Origin of the sequence: Chitinophaga niastensis (genome assembly GCF_003014755.1) — a bacterium.
GTDB lineage: Bacteria > Bacteroidota > Bacteroidia > Chitinophagales > Chitinophagaceae > Chitinophaga > Chitinophaga niastensis.
This window is the reverse complement of sequence record NZ_PYAW01000006.1, coordinates 200,797-217,868: the sequence shown is the minus strand read 5'-3', so window position 1 is coordinate 217,868 and position 17,072 is coordinate 200,797. Positions and strand designations below refer to the sequence as shown.

Sequence of the window (17,072 nt, the reverse complement as noted above, 5' to 3'; positions counted from 1 at the left end):
CAGTATGACATTTATGGAACCTGATATACATATAGCCAATATTATAGGGAAACATCTAAATCACGAAGCCTCAGCGGAAGAAAATGCCTGTCTCCAGGAATGGCTGATGGCAGATCCGGTGAACCAGGAGGAATATGCTGCCTATCAAAGCATATGGCAGAACAGCGACATGCTGCTGACCAACAAAATGTTCGACATACAGCAGGCCTGGACTAAGATAAATACCAGGATACATACCTCTGGCAGGATCTTTAACATGCATACCTGGAAAAAACTCGGGGCTGCTGCTGCTGTTATCACCATTATTGCTATGGTGGCCTGGGGGTTTCAGCGCATGTACGGCCCGGCTGCCATACAACATCTTTCTGCCAGGTATGATAATCAGCAGGTGGTACTACCGGATGGTACCCTGGTGCATTTACGCAAAGGTACCATGCTTAGCTATCCCCGTTCCTTTGATACAAAAGAGCGCTTAATAAGCCTTGAAGGGGAAGGATTTTTTGAAGTAGCCGCCCGGGCCGCCGCTCCTTTCCGTATTAGTACTCCCCTTGCGATGGTGGAAGTGCTGGGAACCTCCTTTTTTGTAAATACAGCTGCATCAACAGACAAAATAACTGTATCCAGCGGGAAAGTGATGTTTGCAGAAAAAAACAACAGGCAGCACCACATTATCCTTTCTGCAGGGCAAACAGCCACATTATCCGGTAAACAATTTACAGAAGGGAATGTTACTGATGCTAATGACCAGTCCTGGCAAACGGGTATCCTGGAATTCAGAAACACCTTACTGCAGGAGGTGGTAAATAAACTAAGCGATTATTACCACGTAAATATTGTTTTATCAGATGAAGTAAAAGATGTACAGTCACAGTTGCGCATAAATGTCCGTTTTGTACATCAGCCACTGGAAGAAGCACTGGAGGAAATAAAACTCACCACCGGGCTTGGTATCAAAAAGGAGCATCAGCGTATTATACTATATCGTCCCTGAATAAACAGGCATAATAATTTAGCGCGCATCTTAAATAAACATTAAAAAAATACGCAGCGGCTTATGGCGGATACCTGAATGAGAAGAGTAACAATGATAGCAGTGCTTATTATGCTGGTGGCCACACAGGTAAAAGCACAGGATACCAGTATTCTTTCCCGTCCGTTTCACCCTTCTCTTAAAAAAGGTAGCATACGGGAATTCCTGGAGGACCTTGCAAAACAGGGTGGCATCGATGTGGAATATTCTTCCACTTTCCTTGAAATAAAGAAAGTAATTACACTCAACGGAAAAGAAGCTACCGTAGCGGATCTGTTACGGCAACTACTGGTGAACCAGGAAGTCAAAGCGGTGGAAATAAATAATAAACTCATTATCGTTCGTGCAAACGGCACTTCCCCACAGCCTGTATATGCTTTATATGGTTTTATTAAAGAAGATGGAAGTAAAGAACCCTTAATTAATGCCACCATACGGGAGTCTGCAACCGGAAAAGGAACTATTACCAATACCTATGGCTATTTCTCATTACCATTGACAGCAGGCAATCATACTTTGCTTGTTTCATATATAGGATATACTACAAAAACAGTGGACGTAAAGCTATCCGGCAATACGAGAACAGACATCCCGCTTTCACTTAATGGTATTGTACAGGAAATAATCGTTACTGCCGGCAACAGCCTGAAAAAAGGCACAGGTGCCAATATCAGAACAGATGAATATGAGGCTAACAATAATCTCATTGGTGAAAACGATCCCGTGCGCTCCCGGGATCTCCAACCGGGTGTTATAAATATACAGGAATCTACAGATGGCGTGTTAGTAAGGGGCGGAAATCCGGATCAGAATTTGTTTTTACTGGATGGCAACGAGGTGTTTAATCCTACACATCTGCTGGGGGCGCTCTCCATCGTTAATAAAACATCTTTCAAATCCATGATGTTTTACAAATCAGATTTCCCCTCCCGCTTCGGAGGACTAATATCTTCTGTAACAGATGTATATACGAAAGACGGAAATATGTCTCAATGGAAAGGCGAAGCCAACCTGGGCTTCCTGGCAGGATCAGCGACCATTGAAGGCCCATTAATAAAAAATAAAACGGCTGTAATGGTCTCCTTCCGGCACAACTGGATGAGCCCCAGGTTAAAGCTGGACCAGGAAAGCTTTAGTACGCGCTTTTACGATTTTCATTTTAAGATTACCCATTTACTAAATAATAATAATAAGCTGATGCTGAACATTTATAACGGAAACGACCGTATAAGTGTTAAAGAAGATTACAATAACAACCTTCAGAAATGGGGTAATAAGCTGGCATCATTAGGCTGGAATCATGTACTGGGGCCACGTTCATTTGTTAATACCTCCTTTAATCTAAGTCATTATAATAACCTGGCAGGATTTCAGTATACGATATATGATGATTCTACCAGCTTCCCTGTAGCAAACCGTGTTTATAGCACTTATTCATCCATAGCGCATTACAATCTCAAAACGCAGTTCGAAGTATACGCTAATAATAATATCAAATTCAATTTTGGTGCTAAAGCTGCTTATACTAAAATCAAACCTTTTAGTATAGATATATCTAAAGAATTCCAGGAAGATATAGGCGATTTCAAGGCGATAACACCCCTGCCCTTCATGGATTACACGCTTTATTATGAAAACGAAATCAATATTAATCATCGTTTATTAATACGGCCCGGCATTCATTTTACTACCTATAAGTTCAGGGATTATCACTTCAGCTCTTTCCAGCCACGATTTTTTGCGGCTTACAAAATTAATGCAACGCAGCAATTTTACGTTGCTTACAATAAGCTTACCCAATACCTCCACCTGCTCAACAATCCTTTTCTGGGCATGAACAATATGGTGTGGGTGCCCAGTACCCGGTTGCTGAAGCCGGAAGAAAGCACCTCTGCAAGTGTTGGTTATACCTACAAGGATAAAACCAACACAACAGTGTCTGCTGAAGTGTATTGGAAGAAAATGTACAATATTACCAACTATGTAGATGGTGGAAATATTTTTTCCAATGATTCTACCTGGGAAGAAAATATCCTTACCGGCAAAGGGTGGAGCTATGGGCTGGAACTACTTACAGAAAAGAAGCTGCGCAAGTGGCTGTTTACACTGTCTTACACGTTATCATGGAACTGGCGCCAGTTTGATGACCTCAACAACGGCAGAAAATTTCCTTACAAATATGACAGGCGACATGTGGTAAACTTAGCTGTTGCGTACAAACCAAATAAAAACTGGGATATTTCTGCAGCAGGTAGTATTTCATCAGGTGATGTATTTACGATGCCGGAAAAGATCTATCCCGATTTCGACAATTCCCAGCACATTATTGATCCTGAAGACCCGGTACAAACGTATCGGTTCATATACTACAATTCGGCACTAAACCAGTTCCGCACATTACCTTATTACCGAATGGATATAGCCGCCAATTATTATTTAACAACAAAAAAGAGATGGCAGCATAAGTTCACTGCTGGTATCTATAATTTATTAGGGTCTGCCAGTAAATATAACTACGACCTGCAGGCTTCAATAGATGGAAAATTCAATGTAGTCCTGTCAAAGAATAAGCTGTTTGGCGTATCCCCTTTTCTATCATACACGATCAATTTTTAAGTAAGATATTATGTACGTACCCTTTCTTAAATACAGATACAAACAATCAACAGGACTATCCTGGTGGCTGTTCATGATAGCAGGTATGTTACAATGCACCGCATGTAAAAAGACCTATACCCCTTCCACGCATTTAACCAATAAACTCGTTATACTGGCAGAGTTAACAGCCGGAGATACTATTAAAATACCTGTCGGGAAGAGTACACTGATAGAAAATGGCAGCACTATTAATTTTGAAAAGATAACAAATGCCAGTGTTCATCTACAGGATGCGCTGGGCCATTTCTGGCTGTTGCCCTTTAATGCTTCTCCTGAGTATTCCAATGGGCCAACCAGCATTTACTCTTATCCGCAAAAAATCATAGCTGACCAAACATATACAATTGATATAAGTCAGCCTGACCTGGAAGCAGTGAAGGCTACCACACATATCCCGGCTGCATTTACGATCACGGAAGTAGATACCCTACGGGAAATGTACACTGATCAGCCTGTGTTAACATTCAATTTTACTATTAATGATGTACCCGGCGAAGAAGATTTTTACATTATAGAAGCGTTGAAACAGGTCGTTAAAATATACCGGCATTTTACCTGGCAGAACATCACTTACAACTATGACACCCCGGACGGAAAAGCCCTCTACGACCGCCTAAAGGACCAATATCCACTGCCTTTGTTAAAAGATACGATCCCTACAAATACATTCATCAGGTTAAATATGTTTAACCGGGATATGCTAACAGATAATAGTGCTATCAATTATAACGGGGATTCATTTCACAGAATATTCCTGTCGGATGCCAGTTTCGACGGGGAGGCATACAGAACAACCGTATCTGTTAATACCCAATATTTCACATCCGATAATACCATGATGCAAGGTAGCGTATTGTTTATGGTAAAATCTGTAAGCAGGGGTTATTATGACTATCTCTTTCAATACGAAAAAAATAAAATAGATTTCGGCACACTTCCCTCCAGTCATTCAGTTACCCCGTCAGGAAATATCACTAATGGCCTCGGAATATTAGGAGGGGTATACAAAAATCAGCTGACCTATTATTTTGATACCTTTTAAATCTGGTCACTGATGGTGATCTTCTCCAGCTAATTATTCTTCCAATAAAAAGTTCAGCGTAGGGGTTTTCAATCTTTTCGTGTTTTATAATCAATAGCGTGTTATAAATAATCCACGACTAAAGGTTAACATGGAAATAAGTAAACTTCTATTGCTGTTATGCAGCGTATTTATTTACGCTCCATTACGCGCGCAGTTAATAAAGGTGGAAGCTGGTGCTGCGCTATCCACACAAGCATTAACGGGATACTATGTAAACAGGAAAACATTTGCTAAAAAGAAAATCTCTTTTCCGGCATCAGGAAAGATGTAAGCAGATGACATCCATATATTTAAAAAAATCACCAAACAAATACTATAAAATGAAAATTATGAAAAGAGGTATTGTGCTCAATAGTAGCCTATTGTTCCTGGCAGCAGCCATGATAGTATTTACGTCCTGTAAAAAAAACGATAAGGAACAAACAGCTCCTCCATCCGCTAATCTCGCTATTATACATGCTGCACCTAAAGTTGCTGCGTTTGATGTATTTGTAGCCGGGAAAAAAGTATCTCAAAAAGTTGCTTATGCCAGTCATACTGGCGCACCAGGTACACCTTACCTGTCTGTAGCCTCCGATGTTAATACTTTTAAGCTGGTAGTTGATCCCGCTTCAGTTATTGCTGAAGACAAACTTACATTGAAGGCTAACAAAAATTATTCATTGATAGCTTACGATACCTTACCTAAAACAGGTGCACCAAAGGTGAAATACGTTTTACTGGAAGATGACCTGTCCGTTCCGGTTGATGGCAAAGCCAATGTACGTTTTCTTCACTTGTCTCCCAACATGCCTGCGGTGGATATTGTTATTTATAAAGGCACTGATAGTCTAACCCTGACAACGGCCTCCACAGCGTATATTGCCGCCTCGCCCATTACAGCAGACCTGGCAAAATTCAAAACCATCAGCAGTGGTAGTTATAAGCTAAAGGTAAAAACAAAAGATGGCACTAAGGTAAAAACCATACTGGAAATACCTGTTGTAGCGCTTACCGCCAAAAATGTTTTTACTATTTACCTGAAAGGAATTGCAGGAGAAAGTGGCATCAATGCGCCCGGCATACAACTAATACAGCATAAATAACATCCCCTTCTCACTAAAGGACGATAATGCTAAATAATACAAACTGCATCTTAAACAGGCCTGTAAAGCCTGTTTAAGATGCAGTTTACAGGAACAGGCGGCTGAACGCAACCATCAGAACGGGTGATGACGCAGTCCGCCATCGACAACGGCGACGGTGCCGGTGATGTATCGCGCACGAGGCGATACCAGGAAAGTGGCCATGTTGGCTATGTCCTGCGGCTCACCGAAATCACCCAGTGGGATCTCATGCTCGGCAAATTTCCTGCGTTCGTCACCAGGGAAGAAACGGCGGACATTCTCAGTATCTATGAGGCCCGGCTGCAGGCAGTTGACTGTAATACCATACTGCCCCAGTTGTCCGGAGAGCTGCTTGGACCACACAACGATGGACGCTTTGGCAACCGCCGAAACATTGATCGTGCGTAACTCATAAGTGCTGGTGATGTTCAGGATGGCGCCCTGCTTACGCGCCATAAAATGGGGCAAAAGCTGTTGTGTCAGTTGCCGGTGACGGTCGAAGTCCAGCGTCATGGACTCGGCCCACGCCTCTTCCGCACCGATGACATCCAATGGACGACTACGGCCCGCATTGTTAATGAGAATATCGATGTGTCCCAGGCTGGAAAGCCCCGCAGCCGCAATCTTTTGCGGCCCGTCGGGTGCAACAAAATCCTGGATGAGCGTAACGGGTTCCACGCCGCCTGCAGCGGCGACTTCAGCTTTGAGGCTATTCAGCAAATCTTCGTTTCTTGCAACAGCAAAGACTTTCACGCCCTCTATCGCCAATTCTTTTGCGATTGCCCGGCCAAGTCCCTGGCTGGCGCCTGTCACCACCGCAGTTTTTCCTTTTAAATACAGATCCATAATTTCTCTTTTAATGATGATTAATGAAATGATAATTTTTTTAGCGGATATATCCGGCTTTGAAAATTTCTTTGCAAAAGTAGCTGGTAGCATCTAATTTACGGGTTGTACAATCAATTGTACGGTACTTACAAATATGTAACTAATGGCAACCAGGAAGGAAAACTCGACTTATACCCGTAACGAAAAATGTATCATTGAATGTGATCTTACCTATGCTGTTAATAAGATTGGGGGTAGATGGAAAATACTGATACTAAGTAAGCTGGAAAGCAAAAAATTCAGGTTCAGTGAACTAAAGAAGGAATTTTCTTTTATTACAGAACGCATGCTAACTTTACAATTGCGGGCATTAGAGCAGGATGGCCTGGTTAAGCGAACAGTCTATGCGGAAGTTCCCCCAAGGGTAGAATATGAACTCACTGAGATGGCATTAGCGTTCGGGCCTATTTTTAAACAATTAAGTGATTGGGGTGGCAAACACCGGAATTTAACAAAGCAGGACAGTAAAATTTCCCCATCGGAAGCAAGGGGCAAATTATAAATAAAAAACGTGCTTGTTATTATAGCAACAAGCACGTTAGTGTAAGCTGGTATTGAATTATTAATTGTCTTATTTAACCCTTAATAGTTTAGCATTAATCGCCACTACTATTGTACTAATACTCATTAAAACTGCTCCCATAGCAGGGCTTAACATAAAGTGAGGATACAATATCCCTGCTGCAAGTGGAATAGCTATTACGTTGTAACCTACAGCCCATATTAAATTCTGGATCATTTTACGATAAGTGGCCTTACCGAAAGTAATCATTTGAACTACATCTCCCGGATCGCTGTTTACAAGAATAATATCTGCTGTTTCTGCGGCAACGTCAGTACCAGACCCTATAGCGATACCCACATCAGCCTGCGCCAGCGCAGGTGCATCATTTACACCGTCACCAGTCATGGCAACAATTTCACCCTTATCCTGGAACTCCTTTACCTTATTTTGTTTTTCATGCGGTAAAACATTGGCCAGATAACCGTCCATATTGAGTTTCTTCGCCACAGCCGCAGCTACCTGCTCATTATCACCGGTCAACAGGAAGGATTTTATATTCATTTTCTTTAAAGCAGCTATCGCTTCCGCCGCTGTTTCCCGGATTGCGTCAGCTAAAGTGATAATACCTACAGGTACATTATCTATCAATACGAAAGTTACGGTATCCGTTGCCTGATCCACTTCTGCTGGAATAACAGGGGCATCTTTCTTTTCCTGCTTAAAGTAGTTAGGGCCGGCAGCAACAACCCTTTTCCCATTTACAATACCTGTTACGCCAATGCCCTGCATGTACTGGAAATCAGCAATCTTCCACAATTCAAGATTATTATTCTTTAATTTCCGCATGATGCCATGTGCAATATGGTGTTCAGAGTTCTGTTGAACAGCGGCAGCATATTGCAGTATTTGGTCAGCATTAAACTGGTCATTCAAAGGGATGATTTGTTGCACTTCATGTGCTCCTTTCGTCAGCGTTCCTGTTTTATCGAAAATAATAGTAGTGAGCTTTCTTGCATTTTCAAATGCAGTACGGTTACGGATCAGCAAGCCATGTACGGCTGACAGTGTTGTAGAAGTAGCAACCACCAATGGAATAGCAACACCTAATGCATGTGGACAGGAAGTTACCATCACTGTCACCATTCTTTCCAGTGCAAAAGACAACTCTCTGCCGGCAGAAAGCCATACAATAAAGGTAACTATCCCAACACTAATGGAAACAATGGTGAGCCATTTAGCCACCTTATTAGCCAGGTTTTGGGTATTGGATTTGGCTCGCTGTGCAGATTGCACCATACCAATTACCTTGTTCAAATAACTATCATTACCAGCACCCGTGACCTGCACTTTCAACGCGCCGTCTCCATTTACAGCACCACCGATCACCTTAGCATCTTTTGCTTTCTTCACTGGTACGCTTTCACCGGTAAGCATACTTTCATTTACATCAGAACTACCCTCCAGGATAAGCCCATCTGCCGGAACTTTTTCACCTGGTTTAATAAGGATCACATCATTATTCTGCAATTCCTTTAAAGGAATGTCGGATACCTGACCATTACGTTCCACATGCACCACAGCAGGGAGAAGTTCTACCAGCGATTCCAATGCGCGGGAAGCCGCCATTTGTGATTTCATTTCTAACCAGTGACCCATCAGCATGATATCAATCAAAGTAGCCAGTTCCCAGAAGAAGTCCATTCCCGGAAGCCCAAAAACAACAGCTACACTATAAATGTACGCTGTAGTAATGGCCACTGCTACCAGTGTCATCATTCCCGGATTCCAAAATTTCAACTCCCTTACCAAACCTGCCAGGAAAGGCCATCCTCCATAGAAGTAAATAAAGCTGCTCAGTGTCAGCAACACATATTTATCACCCGGAAAAGTAAGCTCCATTCCTATCCATTGCTGTATCATGTGAGATAACAGTAGAACAGGAACGGTAATAACCAGACATAACCAAAATCTTTTTAAAAAGTCTGCTGTATGATGCCCGGCATGTTCATCGTGTCCGCCTGTGCTGTCATGTTCTTTATGGTGATCGTGTTTGCCTGTATCCATAGCACTGTGATCATGCCCGGTATGTTCGTGTTTATGTGACATCGGCAAATCTTTATTAACATCATGTGCTGTATGTTGCCCATGCTCATGTTCGTGATGGCTATGCTGGTTTTCCATAGTAATTATTTTGATTTCAGCACAAAAATAGCGGCAATCCTATAGTCCACTATTATATAATTTTGTATTTATTTTACATTTTAATAATGTAATCTACCGGTTTATGATTGCTATAAAGGGATAAGAAAATGTAAAACTTCTTATTATCAAAGTTTTAATTTCAATCCTCCATTCACTACAAAACCATCCAGTGGAGCGTAAATGTCCCTGAATACAGGATGCGTAACAGTTCCGGTGTAAATGCTGTCAAACCTTGTCTGGCGGGTATCTGTAAAGTTTTCAAAATTTACAAATAATGAAAACCGTTCCCATATTTTCTCCGCCATGAAACCAAACGTCCAGTAAGGCTTTCCGGTGGTGCCATCATTCAGTGGCTGACTGCTGTAATAATATGCTTCCAGTCCTATTTTCCATTTGTCCTCTATTTCATACATCAACACATTATTCAGTCGATGCTTTGCTGTCAGCGGGTTTTCTCTCTTCCTGCCTCCTTCGTTCAATTGAGCATCCGTGAAAGTATATCCTATGAACAATTTAAAATCTTCATACCCCAATTTGACATTGGTTTCCCATCCTTTGGTATCCAAATATCCATCTGCATTTACAAGTTGATAGATATTTCCCGGTACATTCTCCAGTAATAGCGGATCGTTGATGCGGGTATAAAAGAAAAGCTGGTTGATACTGACACTCAATTTATCAAATAAAGAAGTGCGATAGTTCACATCGAAGTTAGCGCCGTAGGACTTTTCCAGTTTATTTGTGCCGGAGCTGACCGGCAATACTGACCTGAATTGTATCCGTTCTGTTTCTTCAGTAAAGATGGTCGGTGTTTTATAGCCAAAACCACCACCCAACCGGGAAGTAAATTTCGGAGATATTTTGAAGAGGGCGGAAATACGTGGAAGAAACACAAAACCGTAATCTATCACATAGTCGCCTCGCACACCGGCTTCCGTTTGCAGCCAGTCAGTGGCTTTCCAGGTGTGTTGAATAAACCCACCTATTGTATGCTGATTATAATTTCTTTTAGGGAAACTGTCTTTCGGATATTCTTTAAAATCATCTGTGTATACATTCAAACCAGCCACCCAATCTGTTTTCTTCCGTTGGTTGGCATAAGTAATTTCCGAATAGGTAGACCATTGCTTCCCATCAAATGTATAATCCGGTATGGTGATAGTTCTATTGAAGTTGTTAACTGAATTTTTTACCGACAGGCTGCTATGCTCATTAAATTGGTGGTCCAGCGAAAATTGTGTAGAAAACCGGCTGCTCTTATTCTTTTCAAAATAACTATGAGTGCTGTCCCCCTTTCCTTTAATGTACTGAATATCGCCACCGGTACGATCTTCAAAGGTCGTATTAACCCCAATATTCATTTTTGTTTTAGGGCTGAAATAGATAAACAGTTTAGGATTAAATACGTACCGTTCTGTTTTCGGGATGGCGGTAAAGCCTGTTGTGGACGGATCATAAGGTTTATTACCATTACGTGCGGCAAACAAAGTGAAACCTACCTTTTCAAATTTCTGTCCATAGTATCCGTTTATATCCAGCCCGCCGGCAGAAGTACCATTGACTAAAAAATTCAACGCTCTTTCTGCTGTTGGTACTTTGGAAATCAGATTAACAAGTCCGGCAATCGCGCCACCACCGTACAAAGTAGACGAAGCCCCTTTTATGACTTCCACCTGCTTTAAATCCAGCGGTGGTGTTTGCAGCAAACCTAATCCGCCGGAAAACCCTGCATACATGGGAAATCCATCTTTCAGCATTTGAGTGTAACGTCCATCAAGGCCCTGAATACGAATACTTGAATTTGCAGAGGTAGCAGATACCTGCTGCGTTTGTATACCGGTGCTTTCATTCAGCATCATACGTATATCGCCTGGTTTCATATTCCCTTTCTCTTCCAGCTCCTCACCTCCTATCAATTCCACGCGGGTAGGAATATTCTGTATAGTGCGGGTACTGCGGGTAGAAGAGATCACCACTTCCCCCAGGCCTTCCCCGGCTGCTGCTAAAAATATCACTAATGTATCAACAGGACGGGGAAAAGTTAATATTGCTGTATGTTCCTTATAGCCTACAAATCGAAAGGTAAAAACCTGCTTACCATTAAATATACCGGAAAAAGTAACAACACCATTTTCATCTGCTTTAGCCCCTTTGTTTGTTCCCGTTAATAGTACAGTAGCGCCTGCCAGCGGTTCTTTGGAATCAGCATCCTTTATTACAGCGGTTAATATATTTTGAGCCATGCACAGGTTACCCATGCAAAGCAATAGCATTAAGCCTAAAACTTTTCTCATTTGAATATGAAATATGTACGGAATAGATCAACAACACTACCAGCAGGTAGTATCATTCACAATAAAATTAAGAAGTATACCAGATTGTTTTTGGAGGCTGCCAGATAGCAGCGGGAAAATCGGAAAGAGATTGTTTCGAGTAGAAAAAATGCAGCTTTGCAACAGGTGGTAATGCCTTGAAAAATTCAATCCTGTTATCTGGTATCACAACTCCATGGCAAGCACTACACGCAAAGAAAGGAGAACATGGGCATGCTGGCTTATGGTCAGCATTGCCGGATTCCCTGTTTGATGTGGTTGTTGCGCTAATTTCATCTGTACAGCAGCCATCATCCGCATTACAAGGAATGCCGGACAACACCAGTACATAAAATGAAAATATATAAACAACCCACTTCATGGGTGTAAATATACAATTCCCAAGGATTATTTCATCATCAACAGATTCTTCACAAATTGTATTAAATTCAAAAAACCGCTCAAATAAAATTGTAAATTAGTATAGATTGGAATAAGCACTTTCAAATAAAAGCTATGCAGGAAAGTACAGCAGTTTTAATTGTAGGAGCAGGTCCTACAGGTTTAATGGCAGCCTGCCAGCTCGCCCGCCTGGGAATAAAATTTCGTATTATAGATAAGAATAAAGAACCTACTACTCAATCCCGTGCTTTAGCCATCCACGCTGCTTCCATGGAAATATTTTCGCAAATGGGTATTTCTGACGAATTTATTGCGCTTGGTAAACAAACAAAAGCAATAAACTACCTCGTAAAAGGCAAGGTTACAGAACACATACCGCTGTCAGCATTTGGAAAGGGATTAACAGCCTTCCCCTTTCTTCTTATGCTGGAACAATCCAGGACAGAGCGATTATTGGTTAACTTCCTTGAGAAGCAAGGGTATGAAGTTGAATGGGAAACGGAATTGATTGCTTTCACTCAGGATACTAATGCTGTGTATGTAACTGTAAAACATAATGAAAGGAATGAAGAAACTATTAAAGCAAGTTGGCTAATAGGTGCTGATGGCGCAAAAAGCATTGTAAGACGCATACTCAATATTCCTTTTGGCGGAGAAACCTATCCCATTAATTTGTTTGTGCTCGATTGCAAAGTGAATTGGCAATTACAGGATGATGAAATATATATTGCTTTTTCAAATTATTCTTTTGCAGGCTTTTTTCCAATGCCGGAAAATCGGTGTAGAATAATTGGATTTGTGCCCAAGGATATTGGAGAAAAAGAGAATATAAGTTTTGAGGATATAAAGAAAGGTTTCGCAGAACGAATGCAAATGAAGGTAGAACTTTCTGACCCTAAGTGGATTTCAATGTATCACTCCCATCACCGGTATGTGTCACAATTCAGGACAGGGAGATGTTTTCTGGCTGGAGATGCAGCTCATATACATTCTCCTGTGGGTGCACAGGGAATGAATACCGGATTGCAGGACGCCAATAATATAGCCTGGAAATTGGCTCTGGTCATACGAAACCAGGCAAAAGAAAATTTGCTGGCCACTTATCAGCAGGAACGACTTCCTTTTGCCAGGCAATTAGTAAAAACTACAGACAACGCATTTGGGATTACAGTAAGTAAAAATCCATTCATAAAAATCATGCGAATGTATGTTGCTCCAAAAATACTAGCACTCATTCTTAAAGTCAATTTCATTACCCGGTATATATTCAAAAACATCTCTCAGATTGGCATGAATTATCCTGATAGCTTACTTTCAAAAAACGCATCATATGGTTCATTTGTATCAAAGGCTCCGAAACCCGGTGAGCGCCTTCCCTACTTAGCATTTAAAGATGCTTCCGGTAAAACTTTTGGTATGCAACAAAAGGTAAATGGCCTGACATTGCACCTTTTCATTTTTTCAGGCAGCGATAATAAAATTAATGTGCATCTGTTGAGTAACATTGCTCAAAGGTTTAAAGAAGCCATAACCATTGAATATATTTCTTTGATTTCCGGTAATGAAATTCTTTACAAATCTTTAGGTATAAAACGCACAGGATGCTATCTTATAAGACCTGATTTCCACATTGCCTATCGCAGCATAGGATTTAATGAAAAACATTTCGAGAATTATCTTAATGCTATTTTATCAAATTGCAGGATTCAGACGCAGCCCTGAATCCCGTATTTATTGCAGATGCAAGGCAAATCCTTTTTTATCTCCCTGGAAATCTTCTTTTAAAAGCAGTGAAGATTGATTGCAGGTATAAAAAAAGCGTGATACAATTAAATTGTATCACGCTTCGTGATCCCAAAGTCGAACCACTTTATAGCGGCGCTCAAGCTTTTTATCAGCTGATCATCGGCAGGTACTTTTTGCGATTCTCGAAAATTACCCAAAGGTTGATTAACAGCAGCACAAGTGCGATTGGTAGACCAGATGGTGCAGATATGATGTTAGTTAAAAGTATTCCTATCATAACCGGGAAAATAATTATTGCACCAAGTGCCCTGTATTTATTTGTGATAAAAAGTACACCACCTACAACTTCTGCAGCGCCAACAAGTGGCATCAGCCAGCTTATTTCCATAAACGCTGTCATTACTTTCATCATGCTTGCCGGCAAATCTTTGGGCATAGGCATGTAATTGAAAAACTTATTGAGTCCGGCATTAATGAACATCAATCCAAATAATAGACTTAGTACAAATAGAACTTTCTTTTTCATAGTATTTTTTTGTAAAGATATAAATCATTTTTTTTATAATGTTATCAAATTTACTAAACTATAACGAGTTAGGCTATTCTATTTTACAGACTAATATATGTCAGCGTGATGCGAAAGTCGAACCAGCTTATAACAGGTCTAAATCTGTTATAAGCCGTATTCATCATTTGAATCAAATGTGTTCTTGCTGCGATCAGCAACAAAAACTTCTGCGGGAGCAATAGAGTATACTGGCGGGAGGGTCACAAGGGTTTTCAGTCAGCGGGTCGGAGAACCTTTTCCCTCCTGCAACGGCCTGTTGCTGATCGATACTCAAATGAGCAATCGTTATTTTGTTCAGAACAAGTTTTGGCAAATTGATCTTCTTTTTCATAAAGTTTCGAGGTTTAGAAATACTGGTTAAAAATAAATTTTAAAGACGCATCTTCCCGTTTCCTTATCTTATGATCGCCGTTATAAAGAGCGGCAATTTTGATCTTGTTTAGGCGGAGCTTCTTCGTTGTTTGCTTTTCATAATTATATAATTTTGAAGGTTAAGAAAAACGGGGAATTCTACTTATCAAAATGCATAGGTATGCCCAGCAGGCAGCACACTATTTTATACAAGGCTGAACAAATGAGGGCTGGAATTTGGTGAAACCAAAGATATGAAAACAGACTTAAAATCCCGGAAAAAGATAGCACCAAAGGCACACTCAGTATGTATAATGAAAGCATCAAAATGAATAATCAGTATTAGGCCATAATAATTTCCCTGTTTTTTAAAAAATATTTGCGTAATCCAAAAGTTACATATACTTTTGGGTAACTTAAAAGTTACATATTATGGCAACAAGCATTAATCACCAGTTTTTCTTCCCTCATCCTCCTGAGGCGGTTTGGGAATACCTGACGAATGTTGAATTGATGGAACAATGGTTGATGAAAAATGATTTTCAGCCAATTATAAGGTATGACTTTCAATTCAGGACAAACCCGATACCAGGTCTCAATTTCGACGGAATTGTCTATTGCAGGGTATTAGAGATCGTTCCATTTAAAAAGCTTTCTTATTCATGGAAGAGCGGGCCCGGAGATGGCAAGATCACGATTGATTCTGTTGTTGTATGGAAATTGCAACCAAAGGATAATGGCACGGAACTTTTCCTGGAGCATAGCGGTTTTTCGGAAATGGAAAACTTCACTATGTACAATGCGCTGAATGATGGCTGGCTTAAAAATATACATAAAATCGCTGAACGTATAAACGCTGCAAAACATGGCACAACCAACGCTTGATGCATTCCAGGTAATCGGCGACCCGAGCAGAAGGAAGATGCTAAGGCTACTCTCAAAGGACAGTTTAACCATTAACAGCCTGGCAGAAAATTTCGACATGAGCCGTCCCGCTGTTTCAAAGCATATTAAAATATTGTACACCGCGGGATTTATTTCTATCCAGGACATTGGCAGAGAAAGATATTGCACGTTGAAACAAGATGGATTCAATGAGTTGCAGGAATGGATCTCTTACTTTGATAAGTTCTGGATATCTAAACTGAAAAAGTTAGAAACGCTATTAAACAACAAATTGTCTAAATAAAATAAATCAAACTTTTATGACAGCAATGACAACTCAGGAAGTTGCAACACGATTTGACGAGCTTGCCCGGCAAGAAATGTGGTTTGAAATCCAGGACGAGTTTTTTGCAGATAATGTAAGAAGCGTAGACCCTCCAAATTCTCCGTATTTTGGGTATGCGAAAGGCAAAGTTGCTGTTCGCAAAAAAGGCAAGGACTGGGTAGCGAAGATTCAGGAGGTTCATGGAACTTATACAACCCACTCCGTTATAGGCGGTAATCATTTTTCGGTAGGACGTGGCATGGATATTACTGTAGAAGGTTTTGGAAGAATAAAAATTGATGAGATAATGTTATATGAAGTGAAAGACGGTCAGATTGTATTAGAGCAATTCTTCTATTAGGAAAGCTTTTCTTAAGCCGGGCGTTGTTACTTACACCGTTCAACCGCAAAGCATCAATACCATTATCTGTTTGTACAATGATTTCGAACTAAAAAGCCTCCAGATCATTGATCTGGAGGCTTTTCATTGGGCATCCTGTGCCCACTCATCAACTCGAAAAATATCCTAATTCCTGATTTGTAATTTCCGAAACTTCATAATCTGTTCTTCATTCAATTCTGCCCAATCCACCAGCAAGACGAATTGCTCCATGAGGCTATAGCCCAGTGGGGTTAATTCGTATTCTACGCGTGGTGGGATCTCCGGAAAAACAGTTCTGGTGACTAGGCTGTCAGCTTCCAGGTTGCGGAGAGTGACGGTGAGCATACGTTGGGAAATATCTCCTATTTTATATTTCATTTCATTGAAACGCAGTTTGCCATAACCACCCAGGGCAAAAATGGCCAGCATGCTCCATTTATCACTGATCCGGGCAACAATATCCCTTACCGGACAAAGTTGGTTGCGGGTAGTATTGGCGACCCGGAAAATTTCCTGATATTTTTTTTCTCCGGCAAACGCTTGCGGGGCCCTGTTAGTTACTTCCGTGTTACCTGGTAATGCCGGTGTGCCTTCTTGTTTGCTCATTAGTTACTATTTAGTATTGCAT

General features: G+C 40.9%; 17 protein-coding genes. 10 read left to right on the top strand and 7 right to left on the bottom strand.

Annotated features, from left to right (window positions below; genetic code table 11):
- Positions 1–13: 13 nt before the first annotated feature.
- The 5 genes from CLV51_RS23620 to CLV51_RS23600 all read left to right on the top strand — a co-directional run bounded on the left by CLV51_RS23620 (position 14) and on the right by CLV51_RS23600 (position 5,857).
- A complete protein-coding gene (locus CLV51_RS23620; protein ID WP_158267129.1) occupies positions 14–991 on the top strand; it encodes a FecR family protein in 978 nt (325 codons plus the stop codon).
- Between the two features lie 78 nt (positions 992–1,069).
- A complete protein-coding gene (locus CLV51_RS23615) occupies positions 1,070–3,646 on the top strand; it encodes a TonB-dependent receptor domain-containing protein (protein ID WP_106530564.1) in 2,577 nt (858 codons plus the stop codon).
- Between the two features lie 10 nt (positions 3,647–3,656).
- A complete protein-coding gene (locus CLV51_RS23610) occupies positions 3,657–4,730 on the top strand; it encodes a DUF4249 domain-containing protein (RefSeq protein WP_106530563.1) in 1,074 nt (357 codons plus the stop codon).
- Positions 4,731–4,860: 130 nt separating this feature from the next.
- On the top strand, positions 4,861–5,043 hold the full coding sequence (locus CLV51_RS23605) for a hypothetical protein (protein WP_106530562.1): 183 nt from the start codon (positions 4,861–4,863) through the stop codon (positions 5,041–5,043).
- A gap of 58 nt (positions 5,044–5,101) precedes the next feature.
- Positions 5,102–5,857: a DUF4397 domain-containing protein gene (locus CLV51_RS23600; RefSeq protein ID WP_158267128.1), complete on the top strand. Its 756-nt coding sequence runs from the start codon at positions 5,102–5,104 to the stop codon at positions 5,855–5,857.
- 114 nt (positions 5,858–5,971) lie between these two features.
- Here CLV51_RS23600 and CLV51_RS23595 read toward each other — a convergent pair whose 3' ends face one another.
- Positions 5,972–6,817, bottom strand: a complete 846-nt coding sequence (locus CLV51_RS23595; protein WP_245898923.1) for an SDR family NAD(P)-dependent oxidoreductase — start codon at positions 6,815–6,817, stop codon at positions 5,972–5,974.
- Positions 6,818–6,869: 52 nt separating this feature from the next.
- Here CLV51_RS23595 and CLV51_RS23590 point away from each other — a divergent pair, with 52 nt between their 5' ends.
- Positions 6,870–7,268 carry a winged helix-turn-helix transcriptional regulator gene (locus CLV51_RS23590; RefSeq protein WP_106530560.1) on the top strand — a complete coding sequence of 133 codons (399 nt, stop codon included), beginning with the start codon at positions 6,870–6,872 and terminating at the stop codon, positions 7,266–7,268.
- Positions 7,269–7,337: 69 nt separating this feature from the next.
- Here the strand turns inward: CLV51_RS23590 and CLV51_RS23585 are convergent, their stop codons facing one another.
- The 3 genes from CLV51_RS23585 to CLV51_RS29965 all read right to left on the bottom strand — a co-directional run bounded on the left by CLV51_RS23585 (position 7,338) and on the right by CLV51_RS29965 (position 12,167).
- Entirely contained in the window at positions 7,338–9,452 is a 2,115-nt protein-coding gene (locus CLV51_RS23585; RefSeq protein WP_106530559.1) for a copper-translocating P-type ATPase, read from the bottom strand.
- A gap of 146 nt (positions 9,453–9,598) precedes the next feature.
- A complete protein-coding gene (locus CLV51_RS23580; protein WP_106530558.1) occupies positions 9,599–11,767 on the bottom strand; it encodes a TonB-dependent receptor in 2,169 nt (722 codons plus the stop codon).
- Between the two features lie 67 nt (positions 11,768–11,834).
- On the bottom strand, positions 11,835–12,167 hold the full coding sequence (locus CLV51_RS29965; RefSeq protein WP_425430498.1) for a DUF6660 family protein: 333 nt from the start codon (positions 12,165–12,167) through the stop codon (positions 11,835–11,837).
- A 134-nt stretch (positions 12,168–12,301) separates the two neighbouring features.
- Here CLV51_RS29965 and CLV51_RS23570 point away from each other — a divergent pair, with 134 nt between their 5' ends.
- Positions 12,302–13,909, top strand: coding sequence for an FAD-dependent oxidoreductase (locus CLV51_RS23570; RefSeq protein WP_106530556.1), 1,608 nt, complete (start codon positions 12,302–12,304; stop codon positions 13,907–13,909).
- Between the two features lie 172 nt (positions 13,910–14,081).
- Here CLV51_RS23570 and CLV51_RS23565 read toward each other — a convergent pair whose 3' ends face one another.
- On the bottom strand, positions 14,082–14,459 hold the full coding sequence (locus CLV51_RS23565; RefSeq protein ID WP_106530555.1) for a DoxX family protein: 378 nt from the start codon (positions 14,457–14,459) through the stop codon (positions 14,082–14,084).
- A 193-nt stretch (positions 14,460–14,652) separates the two neighbouring features.
- A complete protein-coding gene (locus CLV51_RS29960) occupies positions 14,653–14,832 on the bottom strand; it encodes a class I lanthipeptide (RefSeq protein WP_211302097.1) in 180 nt (59 codons plus the stop codon).
- Positions 14,833–15,284: 452 nt separating this feature from the next.
- Between CLV51_RS29960 and CLV51_RS23560 the strand changes: the two genes are divergently transcribed.
- From CLV51_RS23560 to CLV51_RS23550, 3 genes are read left to right on the top strand one after another with little or no spacing between them, the layout of a single operon-like run.
- Complete coding sequence (locus CLV51_RS23560; RefSeq protein ID WP_106530554.1) at positions 15,285–15,737, top strand: SRPBCC family protein; 453 nt, start codon at positions 15,285–15,287, stop codon at positions 15,735–15,737.
- On the top strand, positions 15,718–16,041 hold the full coding sequence (locus CLV51_RS23555; RefSeq protein WP_106530553.1) for an ArsR/SmtB family transcription factor: 324 nt from the start codon (positions 15,718–15,720) through the stop codon (positions 16,039–16,041). Before CLV51_RS23560 ends, CLV51_RS23555 begins: the two co-directional genes overlap by 20 nt.
- A gap of 16 nt (positions 16,042–16,057) precedes the next feature.
- Positions 16,058–16,423, top strand: coding sequence for a SnoaL-like domain-containing protein (locus CLV51_RS23550; protein ID WP_106530552.1), 366 nt, complete (start codon positions 16,058–16,060; stop codon positions 16,421–16,423).
- 165 nt (positions 16,424–16,588) lie between these two features.
- Here the strand turns inward: CLV51_RS23550 and CLV51_RS23545 are convergent, their stop codons facing one another.
- The gene (locus CLV51_RS23545; RefSeq protein ID WP_106530551.1) at positions 16,589–17,050 is read right to left on the bottom strand and encodes a winged helix-turn-helix transcriptional regulator; all 462 of its coding nucleotides are present in this window, start codon (positions 17,048–17,050) and stop codon (positions 16,589–16,591) included.
- Positions 17,051–17,072: the final 22 nt, after the last annotated feature.